Raw genomic sequence first — 16,478 nt, forward strand, 5'->3', positions numbered from 1 at the left:
CTCTCCGACCGAGGCGACGTAGCGGCCAAAGACGGCCCGCGACAGAAGCAGCCACACCAAAGCGGTCAGCAGGACCCAGAACAGCACCGGCGTCGGAACCGACAGGAATTTCGTGTTGTAGAGGTCGTTGAACAGCTTCGGCACGTCGCCGGGCGGGTTGCCGCTCGACAGGAACTGCACCAGCCCGACCAGGATGATGCTGACAGCCAGCGTGACGATGACCGCCGACACCCGCCGGTTGCCGATCATGAAGCCGTTGAACAGGCCGATGACGAGGCCCGTGGCGAGCGCCAGCACGACGAAGAAAGGCATCGACGCGCCGGGGAAAGTGCCCGACGAGATGAAATAGTTGATGAGCAGGATGATGCCGCCGCCGGAGAGGTCGATCGACTTCACCCGCATGACGACGAGCTGCCCCAGCACCAGGATGCCGAGCGGGACGATCTGCCTGACGAAGATACCCATGATGTTGAGGTTGAGCATGTTCGGCCGCGCAATCCACAGCGTCGCCAGCAGCACGAGGAAGACAAAATAGGACGGCGGTATGCGCAGCAGGCGCCGGGCGATCGGATTTGCGAGAACGGCAGCCATCTTTCAGAGCCCCATCTTCTTGCGGGATTGCAGCCCGACCACCGCCAGCAGGATGCCGCCCTTGATCGCCGTCTGGACGAAGGGCGAGACGTTGGCGAGGTTCATGCCATTGGCCAGCAGCGCCATCACCAGCGCGCCGATCACCGTGCCGTGCAGGCTGCCTATGCCGCCGGAAAGCTGGGTACCTCCAAGGGCGACGGCAGTGACGGTGTCGAGTTCGAACAGCAGCCCGACATTCGGATCGCCCGACACGATACGCCCGGCCAGGAAGACACCGGCAACGGCTGCGAAACAGGAACAGACGACATAGGCGAGGATGATGTTGCGACGGTCGGCTACGCCGAAATTGCGGGCAGCACTCTCGGCGCCGGAAGCGATGCCGCCGCCGATCGCAAACAGATGCAGCCCGTACCGGGACCCGTAGAGCAGTTTCCACGCTGCCAGGATCACGATGATGCCCCAGAAAACCGGATAAGGAATGCCCAGCAAACTGCCCGAAACGGCATCGATGACGATCTCCGGCACCGTGCCGCCGGAGACGGGCCGCAGGATGCGCGTGATGCCGAGCACGATGTACTGCGTCGACAGCGTCGCGATGATCGGATGGACGTTGAAGCGGGTGATCGCCAGGCCGTTGATCAGCCCGATCAGTGCCGCCAGCACGAAGACCGCCGGGATCAACACGATCGCCGGCTGGTCGAGCGCCAGCACCGCGGTGGTGAAGCTGATGACCGAGCCGACCGATAGATCGAGCCCGCCGATGAGCACGACGACGAGTTGTCCGATCGCCGCGATGATCAGCGGCATCGCCTGGGCCACCAGGTTGAAGAGGTTTTCGGCCGTGGCGAACTGCGTCGTCTCGACGGTCAGCCACAGCGAAATGAGCAAGGCGACCAGCAGTGGCAGGCCCCACAGGCCTTGCCGTGTGTTCCGGCCACTCAGGATGTTGAAAAGCGAACGATGCATGGAGGCCCCTAATGCTGGCGCGTGGAGCCGCCCATCAGGGCCGCGTCGAGGATCTTGTGTTCGCTCGCCTGCGCTGCCGGCATTTCGGCCACGATGGTGTCGTGATGCACGACGTAGATGCGGTCGCAGAGCCCGATCAATTCGATCGTCTCGCGCGACAGCACCAGCACGGCGCCGCCCTTGGCGGTAAAGTCCCGCAGCAGATGGTAGATCTCGGACTTGGCGCCGATGTCGACGCCGCGCGTCGGCTCCTCCACCAGCAGAAGATCGAGGTCGGCGGCAAGGTAACGGCCGAGCAGGACCTTTTGCTGGTTGCCACCCGACAGCGAACCGACCGCAGCCGATGGCCCCGCCGCCTTTATGTTCATGACCTCCATCATGCGGGCGATGACGTTTCGATACGGCCGCGCCGGAGCAAGTTCAGGGCGCCTCGAATGCAATCCGATGGCGATGTTGTGGGCGATCGGCAGAGCGAGGAAGAGCCCCTCCTCCTTGCGGTCCTCGGGAACGAAGCCGACCTTCAGCTGCTGCAAATGGCGAACGCCCGATGATGCCGAGAGCGGCATCTTCAGCGCCTTGCCGTTGATGGAAATCGTCCCGGCGAAGGGATGATAGCGGCCGATCAGCGATCTCAGGAAGCGCTGCTGGCCCTGCCCCTCCAGCCCGGCCAGGGCAACGATCTCGCCCTTGTGCAAAGTCAGCGACAGCGGCTGCGATGTCTCGGTAATCCTGAGGTTCTCGACGCGCAGGATCTCGTCGCCTTTGTCATCCGTGCGATCGGGAAAAAGGTCCTGGAGTTCGCGTCCGACCATCATGGTGATGAGGTCGTCGGTGGTGATCTCGGACACCATTCTTGTGCCGACCAGTGCGCCGTCCTTAAGCACCGTCACCGTGTCGCACAGCTCGAATATCTCCTCCATGCGATGAGAGATGTAGACGATGGCCTTTCCCTTATCGCGCAGCCGGCGGATGTTGCGGTTGAGCACATCGACATCGGCCGCGTTGAGCGCCGCCGTCGGCTCGTCGAGGATGAGCACGCTGGCGTCGGCATGGATGCAATGCGCGATCTCGACAAATTGCCGCTCGGCTATGGTCAGGTTGGAAACGAGTTGCGACGGGTCAAGCGTGAGGCCGAGTTCGCCAAGCGCCCTGGCGGTCTGGCTTTTCATCGCGCGATAGTCGATCGAGCCGAACCGGGTCGTCGGCTCCCGGCCGAGGAACATGTTCTCGGCGATCGACAGATTGGGCAGCAGCGAATGCTCCTGGAAAACGGTCGAAATGCCGGCATCGAGCGCTGCGCGCGGCCATTTCAGATCGAGCTTCTCCCCGTTCATGGAGATCTCGCCGGAATCGGGCTGATGCACGCCCGCCAGGATCTTCATCAACGTCGATTTGCCGGCGCCGTTCTCGCCCATCAGGGCGTGAACACTGCCCGCCTTGAGATCGAGGGAAACGGAATGGAGCGCCTTGCTCCCTCCGAATGCCTTCGAAATGTGGGACATCTCGATAAGATTAGTCACGAAGCCCTCGAACGAACCGGATTCAACAGATGGAACGGCCTGCGGGGAATGCCTGCGGGGAATGCTTGTCCACTCCCCGCCGGCCACGGCGCAGTCACTTCTTGCCGTAATATTCCTTGAGCTTGTCTTCTGGCAGTTCGCTTGGCCACCAGACGTTGGCAGTCAGGTCGTCGCGATAGTATTTTTTGGCCTTGTCCTGGTCCCATCCGTCGGGATTGTAGACGTAGCGCTTGTAGAGTTGCTTGCCTTCCAGAAGGGCAACGGCGGCGCGCACGCCGGCAGCGCCCTGGGCGGGGCTGTATTCGGGCGAGATCGACTTGAATCCGTCAGTGATCCACTGGCCGAAATAGCCATTGTTGCCCTCGCCCGAAATCGGCGGAATGGGTGTGCCGAACTGCTTGAAGACATCGACGCAGGCGCGCGTCATGTCGGCGCCGGACGACCAGATGCCGTCGACCTGCGGATTGTTCAGATAGAGCGTCTCGCACAGCTTCTTGGCCTTGTCATACTGCCAGTCGCCATGCTCCTCGGCAATGATCTGCACATGCGTGCCCTTGAGCGATTCCACGAGGCCGTTGTAGCGGTTGGTGTCTTCCGGATGGCCGGCCAGGCCACGCAGGACCCAGATCTTGCCGTTGTCGCCGACGGTCTTCACCAGCCAGTCGCCCATGACCTTGCCGAAGTGCTCGGCACCGCCCTGGATTTCGGTGGTGTAGGCGTCGGAATCGATGCGGCCGGTGTGAAGGATGACCGGGATACCGGCGGCGACCGCCTTGGCGATGCTGGCATTGGCCGATGTGCTGGTCACCGGCTGAACGATGATCGCGTCGACATGCTGCGCGATCAGGTCCTCGATATCGGCCACCTGCTTTTTCTGGTCGAAGCCGGCATCGAGCAGGATGAATTTCGAGATGCGCTTGTCCTTGGCCGCGGCGTTCTCGGCCTCATGCGCCACCTGCACCGTCCAGGTGTTGGCGTTGACGCCGAAATCGCTCATGCCGATGACCCAGGGCGGGTCCTTCTTGAACGCAGCGGCCGCAGTCATGCGCGTGTCGTCTGGGCGCGGTGCTACGCCGTCCATCAGCTTGACGTCTTCCGCATGCGCCAGCGACGTCACGGCAAGCGTGGACGCAACGAGCATCCCCAGGCCGACGGTTTTCAGCAATCCTAACATTGAACTCTCCTCCTTGTGGTTGCCCCGGCCTACGAATTCGTATGGCCGGCCGTACGAATGCGTACGGCCATGAGACGCTCTCCCAATGCATGCTCGTCGTCGCAAACCGACCGATGCACGCAATTCTCCCGCCCCCGAACACATGCGTGTCGAAGCCCACTTCTGCTGGACGGTGATGACGGTTGAGAACTCCTCCGGGCACTTTAGAAGCACAGCGGATTCGCCCTGTCAATAGTTAGTCATGTTGAATGACTATTCCTTTGCTTGCCTTTCACCGCTCCGCTATCCATCATGATTGGCGCTCGCCGGCATCGGCGCGCTGTCAGTCCCGGCGGGAAAAACATGCGATCAGTCTTGTGCTACGGCGACTCCAACACGCACGGCCAGATCCCCGGCAGGGGGCCGCTCGAGCGCTATGGACCGGGTGAACGCTGGCCGGGCATATTGCGTTCTCAGCTAGGCCCCGACTGGTATGTCATCGAGGAGGGGTTGAGCGGCCGCACCACCGTCCACGACGACCCGATCGAGGGCGCACACAAGAACGGCCGAACCTATCTTCGTCCTTGCCTGCAGAGCCATGCGACGCTCGACCTCGTCATCATCATGCTCGGCACCAACGACCTCAAGATCCGCTTCAACAAGCCGCCGTCGGAAGTGGCGATGGGCATCGGCTGCCTCGTCTACGACATCAAGGAGCTGGCGCCTGGGCCAGGCGGCTCGACGCCCGAGATCATGATCGTGGCGCCGCCGCCGATGCAGGACGACGTCAAGGAATGGAAGTCGATCTTCGCCGGCGCACCGGAGAAATCGCGCCTGCTCGCGCTCGAGTTCGAGGTCCTGGCGGACTCGCTCGAACTGCACTTTTTCGATGCCGGCTCGGTGGTGTCCTGCAGCGAAGCGGACGGCTTTCACATCGATGCCGACGCGCACAGATTGCTGGGCACCGCACTTGCCCGCGCGGTCGATGCCATCGGCTGGAGCCGCTCGACATGAGCGACCACAGCGCCGCCAGGCAACGCGCTCTTACCGGCGGGGCGACCCTTGCCTGACATGAGATTCGCGCCACCCAACCCCTTGCGCATCGCCGATCGTGCGAGCGGGCTGAATGCATTGAGCGTGCGCAGCTACAATGAGCGGCTGGTTCTGTCGCTGCTGCTTCAGAACGAAGGCATTTCGCGGATGGAAATCGGCGAGAAAACCGGCCTCTCGGCGCAGACGGCCTCGGTGATCGTCCGCTCGCTGGAACAGGAAGGCCTGGTCTCGCAGGGCGAGGCGCAGCGCGGCCGCGTCGGGCCGCCCACCATCCCGCTTTCGCTGAACCCGGAGGGCGCCTATGCGGTTGGCGTCGGCTTCAGCCGGCGCCGGATCGACATAGCGCTCATCGACTTCATCGGCACCGTGCGTTTCCACATGCAGTTGCCGGCAGATGAAGCCAATCCCTTTCCGCAAAGCAGCGAACTGTTCGGCGCGATCAGGCGAGCCATGACCAGCCTGCCGGTCGAGGTGCGCAGCCGGGTTGCCGGCATCGGCCTGGCCGTTCCCGACGATGTCGACACGATGGCTGCAACCCGCAACGGATCGAGCACCTCGCTGAAGGCCTTGCAGGCCGAGATCGAGGAACAGATCAAGCTGCCGGTTTTCGTGCAGAACGACATCACCGCGGCAGCCGGCGGCGAGAGCATGTTCGGCGTCGCAAAGCCGCTCAACGACTATCTGTTCTTCTATCTGGGGGCACGGCTGCAAAGCAGGCTCATCCTCAACCACCAGATCTACAAGGGAAACTCCAGCGCCAGCTTCGATCACGGCCTGATGCGCCTGGAGAGCGAACTGGCCATGCGCGGGCGCCCGTCCGAAATCATCTGGAGCAGCAGCCCTGAATGGCCTGACCTGGGCGAGGCCTACAGCGCATGGCTGGGCGAGTGTTCCGACCGCCTGAAAGCATCGATCTCCGCGCTGACCCAGTTTGTCGAGTTCAGGACGGTCGTCCTGTCCAGCTATGCGCCGCAAAAGATCGCCGAGGCCTTGTGCGACGACATCGGCCGGGAATTCCCCGGCATCGAGGCACTGCCGGCACGCGTCACCATCAGCCCGAAGGCCGTCGGCGCGGCAAGCCTGCCATTCAGTTCGCGCTTCATGATCCAGTGATCGAGCCGAACGGCGTTGCCGGTCGGCGGATCATGCCCCTCTGCAGGTCCATCGATGATTTTCAGGTGACCAAGCGAATCTGCTTGCCAGGACGCCCCACTTAATAGCATGTTAAGTGAACCCTGAGACCGCCCATGAAAATCGCTGCGGATCACGCACTCAACGACAATGCCGCGACCAGCGCCGAGGCGCGCCGCTCGACGGTGTTGGGCGATCGCATCAAGGCCTATCGCACCACACGGCGCCTGACGCTGCGCCAGCTCGGCGACATGATCGGCACCACCGCCAGCTTCCTGAGCCAGCTCGAGCGCGGCCTTTCGGGAGCCAACACCAGCACGCTGATGCTGATCGCCAATGCGCTCGGCATCAGCCTCGCCGATCTTTTCGACGAATGCGAAGTCTCGCCGCACGCGGTGTTGACACGCGCCGAGCGGCCGGCGCTGCCGACCAGCGAGGGCTATCGCAAGACGCTGCTGTCGCGGCGGCCGATCCGCGAGATGGAAGTCTATTGCGGCGAGTTCGCCGTCGGCGGCTCGACCGGCGACGTGCCCTACACGCACGGCAACGCGAGCGAGATGTTCCTCGTGCTGCGCGGACGCGTGCAACTGACGCTCGGCGACGAGAGCTTCATCCTCGAAGAGGGCGACAGCATCGAATATTCCACCTCGACGCCGCATCGAACCATCAATGTCGGCGACACGGTGGCCGAAGTGCTCTGGATCATTGCGCCGCCGACAAGCGGCGCCGTCGACCTCGACCAATATGTAGCCCGGAAAACGCTCGCGCCCGGTCTGCCAAAATCAAACAGCGAGCCTTCGGAGGATTAGAAAATGGGAAGCAGATCACGATTGGCAGGATTTGTCGGCGCCGCAGCACTGGTTTTGCTCGCGGCCGCCGCTCACGCGCAGAACGCACCGCCGGTCGGGACCGTCGTCGACGGGTCGCTGAAGGGAAAGACGCTGACCTTCGTCTCCTATGGCGGCATCTACCAGGACGGCCAGGTCGCGGCGCTCAAGGAATTCGTCGACAAGAGCGGCGTCAAGCTTTTGAACGACGGACCGACCGAAATCGCCAAGCTTCAGGCGCAGGTCGAATCCGGCAATGTGACCTGGGATGTCGTCGACACCGATGATTTTCCGCCCTTCGTGCATTGCGGAAAACTGTTCCAGAAACTCGATCTGACCAAGCTCGACATCTCGCACATCCCGCCCGGACAGGTCGGCGAGTGCAGCGTGCCGGCGATGAATTACGGCATGGTCCTGATGTACAAGAACGACACGTACAAGGACAATCCGCCGAAGGACTGGAAGGATTTCTTCGACACCGCGAAATTCCCCGGCACCCGCGCCATCGACGGCAGCGGCAGCCCGCTCGGCGGCCTGATCGAACAGGCCATCCTGGCCGACGGCGGCAAGGTCGACGCCATGACGCCAGCCGATATCGACAAGGGCATCGCCAAGATCAAGGCGATCGGTCCCGACACGATCTTCTGGAAGACCGGCGCCGAATCCCAGCAGCTCGCCGAATCCGGCGAGGCCGACATGATCATCATGTGGACCGGCCGCGCCATGACGGCGGTCAAGAATGGCGCTGCCTATACGCCGGTGTGGAAGGACTGGCTGGTCGTCATGGATCAGCTGACCATACCGGTCGGCGCCAAGGACACCGATGCCTCCTACGCGCTGATCAACGCCTATCTCGGCAAGAGGTCGCAGGAGATCCTGACCGAGCAGACCTCCTACTCGCCGATCAACGACGAGGCACAGCCGAAGGTCGACGCATCTGTCGCCGCCTTTCTGACCAACACGCCGGACCACGCCAAGCTCGGCTATCAGCAGAACATCAAGTTCTGGGTCGCCAACTTCGCCGCCGCGTCCGACAAGTGGACGGCGCTGATGGCCGGCAACTGAGCCGGCTAACACTGAGGTGACGGCGTGAGCCAGACATCGCATACGCTGGCGGTCGGGGGTGATCATCCCCGGCCGCCAGGTGCCATGCAGGGGCCGCAGCGGCGCCTGCGCCTTGCCGCCTATCCGTCGCTGCTGGCGATGCCGGCCCTGCTCCTGCTCATCGCGGCGATGGGCTATCCCTTGCTGACCGTCACGCTGCGCAGCTTCTCGGACCCGGCCTGGGGCTTGCAGAACTATGTCTGGTTCTTCTCCACGCCGGTGAACGTCACCGTCCTGTGGCGCACCTTTTCCATCGCAGCATGGGTCACCATCGTCTGCGTCATTGCTGCCTACCCCTATGCCTATCTCATGACGGCGGTCGGACCGCGCCTGCGGCTCGTCCTCATCCTGTGCGTGCTGGTGCCGTTCTGGGTCAGCGGCGTGGTGCGCACACTGGCCTGGGTAATCCTGCTGCAGGATTCCGGCATCATCAATTCCGTGATCAGGCTGCTCGGCTTTGACGGCGCCAAGCTGATCCGCACGCAGACCGGCGTGGTCATCGGCATGGCGCAGGTGCTGCTGCCGTTCATGATCCTGCCGCTCTATTCGGTCATGCGCGGCATCGATCTGCGCCTCGTGCAGGCGGCGCGCAGCCTTGGTGCGCGTCCGGCACGCGCCTTCCTGCAGATCTATCTGCCGCTGTCACTGCCCGGCGTTTTCGCCGGCGCCATCATCGTCTTCATCCTGTCGCTCGGCTTCTACATCACGCCGGCCCTGCTCGGCGGCCCGCGCAGCACCATGCTGTCGACGCTGGTGCAGAGCCAGGTGCTCAGCCTGCTCAACTGGGGCCGCGGCGGCGCCATGGGCGTCGTGCTGCTGGTCGCGACCTTCGTGCTGCTGGCACTCGCCGCCCCGCTGATGCGCCAGCGCCACAAGCAGGCGTCCAGATCATGAGGCAAGCACCGTTCCGCATTCTGCTCGGCCTGTTTTGCCTGCTGGTCGCCGTCTGGCTGGTGATGCCGACGCTGGTCATCGTCCCGATGTCGTTCAACGAGAAGAAGTCGCTCGCTTTCCCGCCGTCCGGCTTCTCCTGGCAGTGGTACGAGAATTTCTTCACCAACCCTGACTGGCTGTCGAGCTTCTTCAATTCGCTGAGGGTCGCGGGCCTCGTCGCCGTTGCCGCCACGCTGATCGGCACGCTGGCGTCGCTTGGCCTCAGCCGCATGAAACAGTCCGGCGCCGGCCTGCTGCGCGCCATCCTGATCACGCCGATGATCGTGCCCGGCGTGGTGCTGGCAATCGGCATCTATGCCGTCTATCTCGACTACCAGCTCGTCGGCACCACCACCGGCTTCGTCATCGCGCACACGATGCTGGCGATCCCCTTCGTCATCATCGCCGTGTCGGCAAGCCTCGAAGTCTTCGACGTGCGGCTGGAGACGGCGGCGGTCAGCCTCGGCGCCAACCGCTTCACCACGTTCCGCACCGTGACCTTGCCGCTGATCGCGCCCGGTATCCTGTCGGGGCTTTTGTTTGCTTTCGTCACCTCCTTCGATGAGATCATCGTCGCGCTGTTCATCACCAGCCCCTACCTGAAGACCTTGCCGGTGCAGATCTTCACCAGCATCACCCGCGACGCCGATCCGACGGTGACGGCGGTCGGAACCATCATCTTCATTGCCACGACGCTGATCATCAGCGCCGGGCTGATCATCAGCTCGAAATCGACGAGGAGTTGAGATGACTGCGAGGGAACGTGGCGCGGCCATCGACATCAAGGGGGCAACCAAGCGTTACGGCAATTTTACAGCGCTCGACGATGTCAGCCTGCATATCGAGCCCGGCGAGTTCATGACGCTGCTTGGGCCTAGCGGCTCGGGCAAGACCACCACGCTCAACGTCGTTGCGGGCTTCACAGACCTCACATCAGGCGATCTTGCCGTCGGCGGCAAGAGCATCGTCGCGCTGCCGGCGCACAAGCGCAACATCGGCGTCGTCTTCCAGCATTACGCGCTGTTTCCGCACATGACGGTCGGCAAGAACGTCGCCTACCCCCTCACCTTGCGCGGCATGGACAAGCAGGCGCGCGACCGCCTCGTCGTGCGCGCGCTGGACATGGTCAAGATGGCCGACTTCGCGCATCGCTATCCATCGGAGCTCTCCGGCGGCCAGCAGCAGCGCGTGGCGCTGGCGCGCGCCATCGTCTTCGATCCGCCGCTGCTGTTGATGGATGAGCCGCTCGGCGCGCTCGACAAGAAACTGCGCGAATGGCTGCAGCTGGAGATCAAGCGGATCCACCGCGAACTCGGCACCACTTTCGTCTATGTGACGCACGACCAGGAAGAAGCGCTGGTCCTGTCCGACCGCATCGCCGTGTTCAACCAGGGGCGCATCGAACAGGTCGGAACTGGCCGCCAGCTCTATGACGAGCCGACGACCTTGTTCGTGGCCAAGTTCATCGGCGAATCGACCAGTTTGCGTGGTACCGCCCAGACGTCCGGAAACGAGACCAGCCTGACGATCGCCGGCCAGAAGATCGTGGCCAACGGCAAGCTCGCCAGCGGCCGCAAACCGGTGGTCCTGCTGCGGCCGGAAAAGCTCTCGCTTGCCGGCACCAACACGCCACCCGCTGCCGGGCGGAACAGCCTCACCGGTGAGGTCAGCGAGGCGATCTATCTGGGGTCGGGTTCAAAATACCAGGTGACGCTTCGAGACGGCTCGGTCGCCATCGTGCGCTCGTCGCTGGAAGCCACACCGTTCTCGATTGGTGACACGGTCGATCTGCGCTGGTCGGTCGTCGATGGAAAACTTCTTGCCGACGACGACCGCGCCGACATGACGATGACCTGATCGCTCTTTTCCCCGCAGGATTTTTAGACATGGACGCCAAAGTCAACGGCAACGTCTCCTTCTGGTATGCCGACATCGGCCTGCCGGCCTATCGCGCGCCACTCCCGGGCGACCTCGAAGCCGATGTCTGCGTCGTCGGCGCCGGCTACACCGGCCTATGGACGGCCTACTATCTCAAGAAGGCCGATCCTTCGATCCGCATCGCCATCGTAGAGAGGGAGTTCGCCGGCTTCGGTGCGTCGGGCCGCAATGGCGGTTGGCTGTCCGGCGGCTTCAGCTGGTCGCGCGAGAAATATTTGCGGACCTCGACGCGTGGCGCTGTCATCGACATGGAAACCGCCATGCACGGCACGGTCGACGAAGTGATCAAGGTGACCGAGGCCGAAGGCATCGATGCCGACATCCGCCGCGTCGACAATCTGACGGTCGCCACCAACCCGCCGCAACTCGAGCGGATCAAGGCCGCCTATGCCGATGCGATCGGCTGGAGCGTGCCGCAGGATCGCGTCAGCCTGATCGGCCAGGAAGAGACCAAGGCCCGCATCAACATCAAAAATGTGCTTGGCGGTTATATCCACCACGGCACCGCGCGTGTGCAGCCGGCCAAGCTGGTGCGCGGCCTGTCCGAAGCCGTCGAGCGGCTTGGCGTGCCGATCTATGAACAGACCACCGTGACCGGTATCGAGAAGGGCAAGGTCACGACGAACCGCGGCACCGTGCGCGCGCCCATTATCATCCGCGCCACCGAAGGGTTCACGGCCGGCATCCCAGGCAATGAGCGGCTCTGGCTGCCGCTCAACAGCGCGCAGATCATCACCGAACCGCTGCCGCAATCACTGTGGGACGAGATCGGCTGGGAGGGCCATGAGCTTCTGGGCGACGCCGCGCACGCCTATTGCTATGCGCAGCGCACAAGGGAAGGCCGCATCACCATGGGCGGACGCGGCGTACCCTATCGCTACGGCTCGCAAACGGATGTACGCGGCCAGACGCAGCAGGCGACGATCGAAAGCCTGCACGCGATCCTCACCCGGCTTCTGCCGCAGACAGCCAGACTTCGCATCGACCACGCCTGGTGCGGCGTGCTGGGCGTGCCGCGCGACTGGTGCACGACATCAGGCCTCGACCTTGAAACCGGCATCGGCTGGGCCGGCGGTTATGTCGGGCTCGGCGTCTCGAGCTCCAACCTTTCAGGCCGCACGCTGCGCGACCTCATCCTGCGCCGCGACACCGAACTGACCCGCCTGCCCTGGGTCAACCGTCAGGTCAGCAAATGGGAGCCCGAGCCGATGCGCTGGCTTGGTGTCCACTCGATGTATCAGCTCTATCGCGTCGCCGACGAGCGCGAGGAAGCCGGCCTCCAGCATACGTCAAAACTGGCCGCAATCGCCGACCGCATTACAGGACATTGAGAGATTTCCATGACCTACTTCCAGACCTTCGCCCATCTCGCCTCGATCGACCTCGGCGAGCTCGAGCCCAAGCCGACCTCGATCAGCGGCGATCAGCTCGAAGCGTCGAAGACGCTGTGGACCTCGCCTGACGGCACACTGGAAGTCGGCGTCTGGGAGTGCACGCCGGGCCGCTTCACCGCATCGCGCGAGAGCAATTCCGAGACCTGCCACATCGTGTCGGGCCGGGTCTCGCTACATGGTCCCGATGGCCGCAGCGAGGACGTCGGTCCGGGCGAAATGCTGGTGCTGCCGAAAGGCTGGAAAGGCGAATGGACGATCCACGAGAAGACGCGGAAGCTCTATATCCTGCACTTCGAGGCGTGAGCTGGCTGGAACAGGTGCTACTCGTCGTCTGAACGATTGCCCTCGGCGACAACAGGCTTGCCTTCTATCGCCTGCCGCAAGGCGTCGTTGATGCGGTCCTGCCAGCCGGGTCCATCCTCCTGGAAGTGGTCCAGCACGGCGCGGTCGATCCGGATCGAAACAAGCTCCCTGACGCCTGGAGCGGCGGAGGGCTCACGAACCGGGGCAACAGGCTTCTTCACCGGCTTGAAAGCCGCTTCGGCGGCCGCCATCGGATTTGTCGGTCGGCGCGGAGGATTTGCCATTGGATGACCCTGACTGAACACGATTCGCGCGCGACGCAGCACGCTTGCGCCACCATAGCCCAACCAGCGCCGTCGCGCAGGCCCCTTTGGTCAGGGGGCGATCACTCGGCTGCTTGGAGACTCTGTGCGTTGATGATGACCCTGATCTCGGCGCGGCAGGAGCCGCAATTCGTGCCGGCATGCAGGGCCGCGCCGATTGCCGCAACGCTGGCGCAGCCGCGGCGTACCGCTTCCGCGATCTGGTTGGCGCCGACGCCGAAGCAGGAGCAGACGATGGCGCCGCGATCGACGTCGATCCCGCCCGGCCGCCCGGCCACGATCGCCAGCCTGCTGCGCCGATCGACATGATCGGCACTCAACTGTTCCGCCGCCCAGCCGCGCGACACGGCGACCGGACCGGGCGCGACGAACAAAGCCCCAGACAGTTGATCGCCGTCGAAGGCGGCGATGCGATGCTGGCCGGCGTTGTGGTCATGATAGGCTGATATTTCGGCACCCGATGACGCGCCGAACAGTGATCCGGCAAAGCCGGCCCAGTCGATGTCGTCATCGGCAAAGGCAAGCTCGACCCGCCAGCCGTCCTTGCATTTGGCCGCGGCCCAATAGGCTGCGGCATCAGGCGCCGGCCTCTGCCGCGTCACCGCAAAGCCAAAGGCCCTTGCCGCGAATTTCTCGATGCGGGCGGCAACATGTTTCAGCGCCGGCTGGCCGGAAATGGGATCGGTCAGCGGCGCGGTCAGTGTGTCGAGCCGGCCCCTTGCCGAGAACTGGTCGGTCCAGTGCATCGGTGCAAACAGGCTGCCTTGGCGCTGGCGCGCCGTCACCAGCGCGCGCACCAGCACATCACCGCGCGGGCTGGAAACGCGTGCGATGTCGGCGTCGCCGATGCCGAAGCGCTGCGCATCCGCCGGGTGGATTTCGACAAAGGGCTCGGCGATGTGCTGCGAAAGCCGCGGGCTTTTGCCGGTTCGCGTCATGGTGTGCCAATGGTCGCGGATGCGGCCGGTGTTGAGGATCAGCGGGTAGTCGGGACTGGTGCGGACTTCCGTGGTCGGGCGGATGGCAATGAAGCGCGCCTTGCGATCGGGTGTGTAGAAGTTGCCGTCGGCGAAGAAGCGGGTGGTGCTACTTTCTGGTTTAAGTTCAGCTTGAACACCCCCCTCTGTCCTGCCGGACATCTCCCCCGCAAGGGGGGAGATTGGCAGCTTTGATGGCCGCACATCTCCGGCATCGTTGGTAGTTGGCGAAGGCCGTGGTGGCAGCCAATCTCCCCCCTTGCGGGGGAGATGGCCGGCAGGACAGAGGGGGGTGCCTTGGCTCGGCGCCGGCCATTGGAACGGCTCCAGCGCCTCATACCCCTCCGCATCAACTCCGGCATAAACACCAATGTCGAAATCCCGCACACCATCATTCTCGAACCCCGACAAAGCGGCGTGCTCAGCAAAAATCTCCCCCGGCGTGGCGTGCGAAAACGCCTCGCCGAACCCCATCCGCTTGCCGACCTCGGCAATGATCCGCCAGTCGGGCAGCACCTCGCCAGGCAGCTCCAAAAAAGCCCGCTGGCGCGACACCCGGCGTTCGGAATTGGTGACGGTGCCATCCTTCTCGCCCCAGGCGGCGGCGGGCAGCCGGACATGGGCGTGGCGGACGGTGTCGGTCTGGGCCAAGACGTCCGACACCACGACGAACGGGCACGCCTTGATCGCCGCTTCGACGGCATCGGCGTCCGGCATCGAATCGACCGGGTTGGTGGCCATGATCCACAGCGCCTTGATGCGCCCGTCGGCCAGCGCCTGGAACATCTCGACCGCCTTCAGGCCGGTTTTTTCGGCCACAGTCGGCGCGTTCCAGAAGCGCTGCACACGGTCGCGATGGTCGGGATTTTCGATCTCCATATGCGCGGCCAGCATGTTGGCCATGCCGCCGACCTCGCGCCCGCCCATGGCGTTGGGCTGGCCGGTCACCGAAAACGGCCCTGCGCCTGGTTTGCCGATGCGGCCTGTGGCCAAATGGCAGTTGATGATGGCGTTGACCTTGTCGGTGCCCGACGACGACTGGTTCACCCCCTGGCTGTAGACCGTCACCGTCTTGGAGGTCGCGGCGAACAGGCTGTAGAAGCGGCCAAGTTCGTCCTCGCTCAGGCCCGTGGCGGCGGCGACGCCGGCCAAGTAGAGCGCCGAGGCGGCGAAAAGCGCCTGCCCGAAGCCGGTCGTGTGCGTCGTGACATAGGCGCGGTCGAGCGCGTTGTGCTGGCCGAGATAAGCGAGCAGCCCTGTGAACAGGGCGACGTCGCCATCGGGCGCGATCGCTAGGTGCATGTCGGCGATGTCAGCAGTCATGGTGCGGCGCGGATCGACCAGCACGATCTTCATCTCCGGCCGCTTTTCCCGGGCAGCCGCGATGCGCTGGTAGAGCACCGGATGGCACCAGGCGAGGTTGGAGCCGACCAGCACGATCAGGTCGGCAAGCTCCAGATCCTCATAGGTTCCCGGCACGGTGTCGGAGCCGAAGGCGCGGCGGTGGCCGGCAACGGACGATGCCATGCAAAGGCGCGAATTGGTGTCGATGTTGGCCGAGCCGACAAAGCCTTTCATCAGCTTGTTGGCGACGTAATAGTCCTCGGTCAGCAACTGGCCAGAGACATAGAAGGCAACCGCATCCGGGCCATGCTCGGCGATGGTTTGCGAGAAAGTCGAGGCGACGAGGTCGAGCGCCTCGTCCCAGCCGGCGCGGCGGCCGTGGATCTCCGGATGAAGCAGCCTGCCGTCGAGATCGACGGTCTCGGCCAATGCCGAGCCCTTGGAGCAGAGCCGGCCGAAATTGGCCGGGTGGTCGGGGTCACCGCGGACGGACACTTGCCCGTCCGCGGCGACCTTCGCCAGCACGCCGCAGCCCACCCCGCAATAGGGGCAGGTGGTCCTCACCTCGCGCGCTTCCTCAATCTCCATGGTTCAGGCCGCGCGGCTGGCCAGCGCTTCCAGCGCAATGAATAGACGCTCGCCCTCGACCCGCACCGGAATGGTGCGCACCGCGCCCTCATCGGCGCCGAGCGCTTTGCCCGTCTCCAGCGAAATCACCCAATTGTGCAAGGGACAGGTCACCGCCGTGCCGTGCACGATGCCCTGGCTGAGCGGTCCGCCCTTGTGCGGGCAATGGTCGTCGATGGCGTAGACCTGATCGTCGGCGGTGCGGAAGACGGCGATCTTGCCTTCCGGGGTGGCGACGCAGCGCGCGCCGCGGCGCGGGATGTCGGAGATGGAGCCGATTGCTATCCAGTTCAT

Annotated in this window: 15 protein-coding genes and 1 pseudogene; 9 read left to right on the plus strand and 7 right to left on the minus strand. The window is 64.0% G+C overall.

Annotation, left to right across the window (positions count from 1 at the left end):
• The 4 genes and pseudogenes from EN943_RS00555 to EN943_RS00570 all read right to left on the minus strand — a co-directional run.
• A pseudogene (locus EN943_RS00555) lies at nucleotides 1-591 on the minus strand (ABC transporter permease); the annotation flags it as partial.
• A gap of 3 nt (nucleotides 592-594) precedes the next feature.
• On the minus strand, nucleotides 595-1,557 hold the full coding sequence (locus EN943_RS00560; RefSeq protein ID WP_127411074.1) for an ABC transporter permease: 963 nt from the start codon (nucleotides 1,555-1,557) through the stop codon (nucleotides 595-597).
• Nucleotides 1,558-1,565: 8 nt separating this feature from the next.
• Entirely contained in the window at nucleotides 1,566-3,077 is a 1,512-nt protein-coding gene (locus EN943_RS00565) for a sugar ABC transporter ATP-binding protein (RefSeq protein ID WP_127411075.1), read from the minus strand.
• A gap of 94 nt (nucleotides 3,078-3,171) precedes the next feature.
• Entirely contained in the window at nucleotides 3,172-4,251 is a 1,080-nt protein-coding gene (locus EN943_RS00570; RefSeq protein WP_127411076.1) for a substrate-binding domain-containing protein, read from the minus strand.
• A 342-nt stretch (nucleotides 4,252-4,593) separates the two neighbouring features.
• Here EN943_RS00570 and EN943_RS00575 point away from each other — a divergent pair, with 342 nt between their 5' ends.
• The 9 genes from EN943_RS00575 (at nucleotide 4,594) to EN943_RS00615 (ending at nucleotide 12,913) form a co-directional block, all read left to right on the plus strand.
• Nucleotides 4,594-5,244: an SGNH/GDSL hydrolase family protein gene (locus EN943_RS00575; protein ID WP_127411077.1), complete on the plus strand. Its 651-nt coding sequence runs from the start codon at nucleotides 4,594-4,596 to the stop codon at nucleotides 5,242-5,244.
• A 57-nt stretch (nucleotides 5,245-5,301) separates the two neighbouring features.
• Nucleotides 5,302-6,396 (plus strand): ROK family transcriptional regulator, encoded by a 1,095-nt coding sequence (locus tag EN943_RS00580; RefSeq protein WP_127411146.1) that lies wholly within the window; start codon nucleotides 5,302-5,304, stop codon nucleotides 6,394-6,396.
• 134 nt (nucleotides 6,397-6,530) lie between these two features.
• On the plus strand, nucleotides 6,531-7,223 hold the full coding sequence (locus EN943_RS00585; protein WP_127411078.1) for an XRE family transcriptional regulator: 693 nt from the start codon (nucleotides 6,531-6,533) through the stop codon (nucleotides 7,221-7,223).
• Nucleotides 7,224-7,226: 3 nt separating this feature from the next.
• Nucleotides 7,227-8,306 (plus strand): extracellular solute-binding protein, encoded by a 1,080-nt coding sequence (locus EN943_RS00590; RefSeq protein WP_127411079.1) that lies wholly within the window; start codon nucleotides 7,227-7,229, stop codon nucleotides 8,304-8,306.
• A gap of 84 nt (nucleotides 8,307-8,390) precedes the next feature.
• Nucleotides 8,391-9,239 carry an ABC transporter permease gene (locus EN943_RS00595; protein ID WP_245475550.1) on the plus strand — a complete coding sequence of 283 codons (849 nt, stop codon included), beginning with the start codon at nucleotides 8,391-8,393 and terminating at the stop codon, nucleotides 9,237-9,239.
• Nucleotides 9,236-10,024 (plus strand): ABC transporter permease, encoded by a 789-nt coding sequence (locus EN943_RS00600; RefSeq protein ID WP_127411081.1) that lies wholly within the window; start codon nucleotides 9,236-9,238, stop codon nucleotides 10,022-10,024. Before EN943_RS00595 ends, EN943_RS00600 begins: the two co-directional genes overlap by 4 nt.
• A gap of 1 nt (nucleotide 10,025) precedes the next feature.
• Complete coding sequence (locus tag EN943_RS00605; RefSeq protein ID WP_127411082.1) at nucleotides 10,026-11,135, plus strand: ABC transporter ATP-binding protein; 1,110 nt, start codon at nucleotides 10,026-10,028, stop codon at nucleotides 11,133-11,135.
• Nucleotides 11,136-11,164: 29 nt separating this feature from the next.
• Nucleotides 11,165-12,547 carry an FAD-binding oxidoreductase gene (locus EN943_RS00610; protein WP_127411083.1) on the plus strand — a complete coding sequence of 461 codons (1,383 nt, stop codon included), beginning with the start codon at nucleotides 11,165-11,167 and terminating at the stop codon, nucleotides 12,545-12,547.
• A 9-nt stretch (nucleotides 12,548-12,556) separates the two neighbouring features.
• A complete protein-coding gene (locus EN943_RS00615) occupies nucleotides 12,557-12,913 on the plus strand; it encodes a cupin domain-containing protein (RefSeq protein ID WP_127411084.1) in 357 nt (118 codons plus the stop codon).
• Between the two features lie 17 nt (nucleotides 12,914-12,930).
• Here EN943_RS00615 and EN943_RS00620 read toward each other — a convergent pair whose 3' ends face one another.
• The 3 genes from EN943_RS00620 to nirD all read right to left on the minus strand — a co-directional run bounded on the left by EN943_RS00620 (nucleotide 12,931) and on the right by nirD (nucleotide 16,478).
• Nucleotides 12,931-13,197 (minus strand): BrnA antitoxin family protein, encoded by a 267-nt coding sequence (locus EN943_RS00620; protein ID WP_127411085.1) that lies wholly within the window; start codon nucleotides 13,195-13,197, stop codon nucleotides 12,931-12,933.
• 101 nt (nucleotides 13,198-13,298) lie between these two features.
• The gene (locus EN943_RS00625) at nucleotides 13,299-16,145 is read right to left on the minus strand and encodes a nitrate reductase (RefSeq protein WP_127411086.1); all 2,847 of its coding nucleotides are present in this window, start codon (nucleotides 16,143-16,145) and stop codon (nucleotides 13,299-13,301) included.
• A 3-nt stretch (nucleotides 16,146-16,148) separates the two neighbouring features.
• Nucleotides 16,149-16,478 carry a nitrite reductase small subunit NirD gene (gene nirD / locus EN943_RS00630; protein ID WP_127411087.1) on the minus strand — a complete coding sequence of 110 codons (330 nt, stop codon included), beginning with the start codon at nucleotides 16,476-16,478 and terminating at the stop codon, nucleotides 16,149-16,151.

The organism is Mesorhizobium sp. M7A.F.Ca.US.006.01.1.1 (assembly GCF_003997935.1).
Lineage (GTDB): Bacteria > Pseudomonadota > Alphaproteobacteria > Rhizobiales > Rhizobiaceae > Mesorhizobium.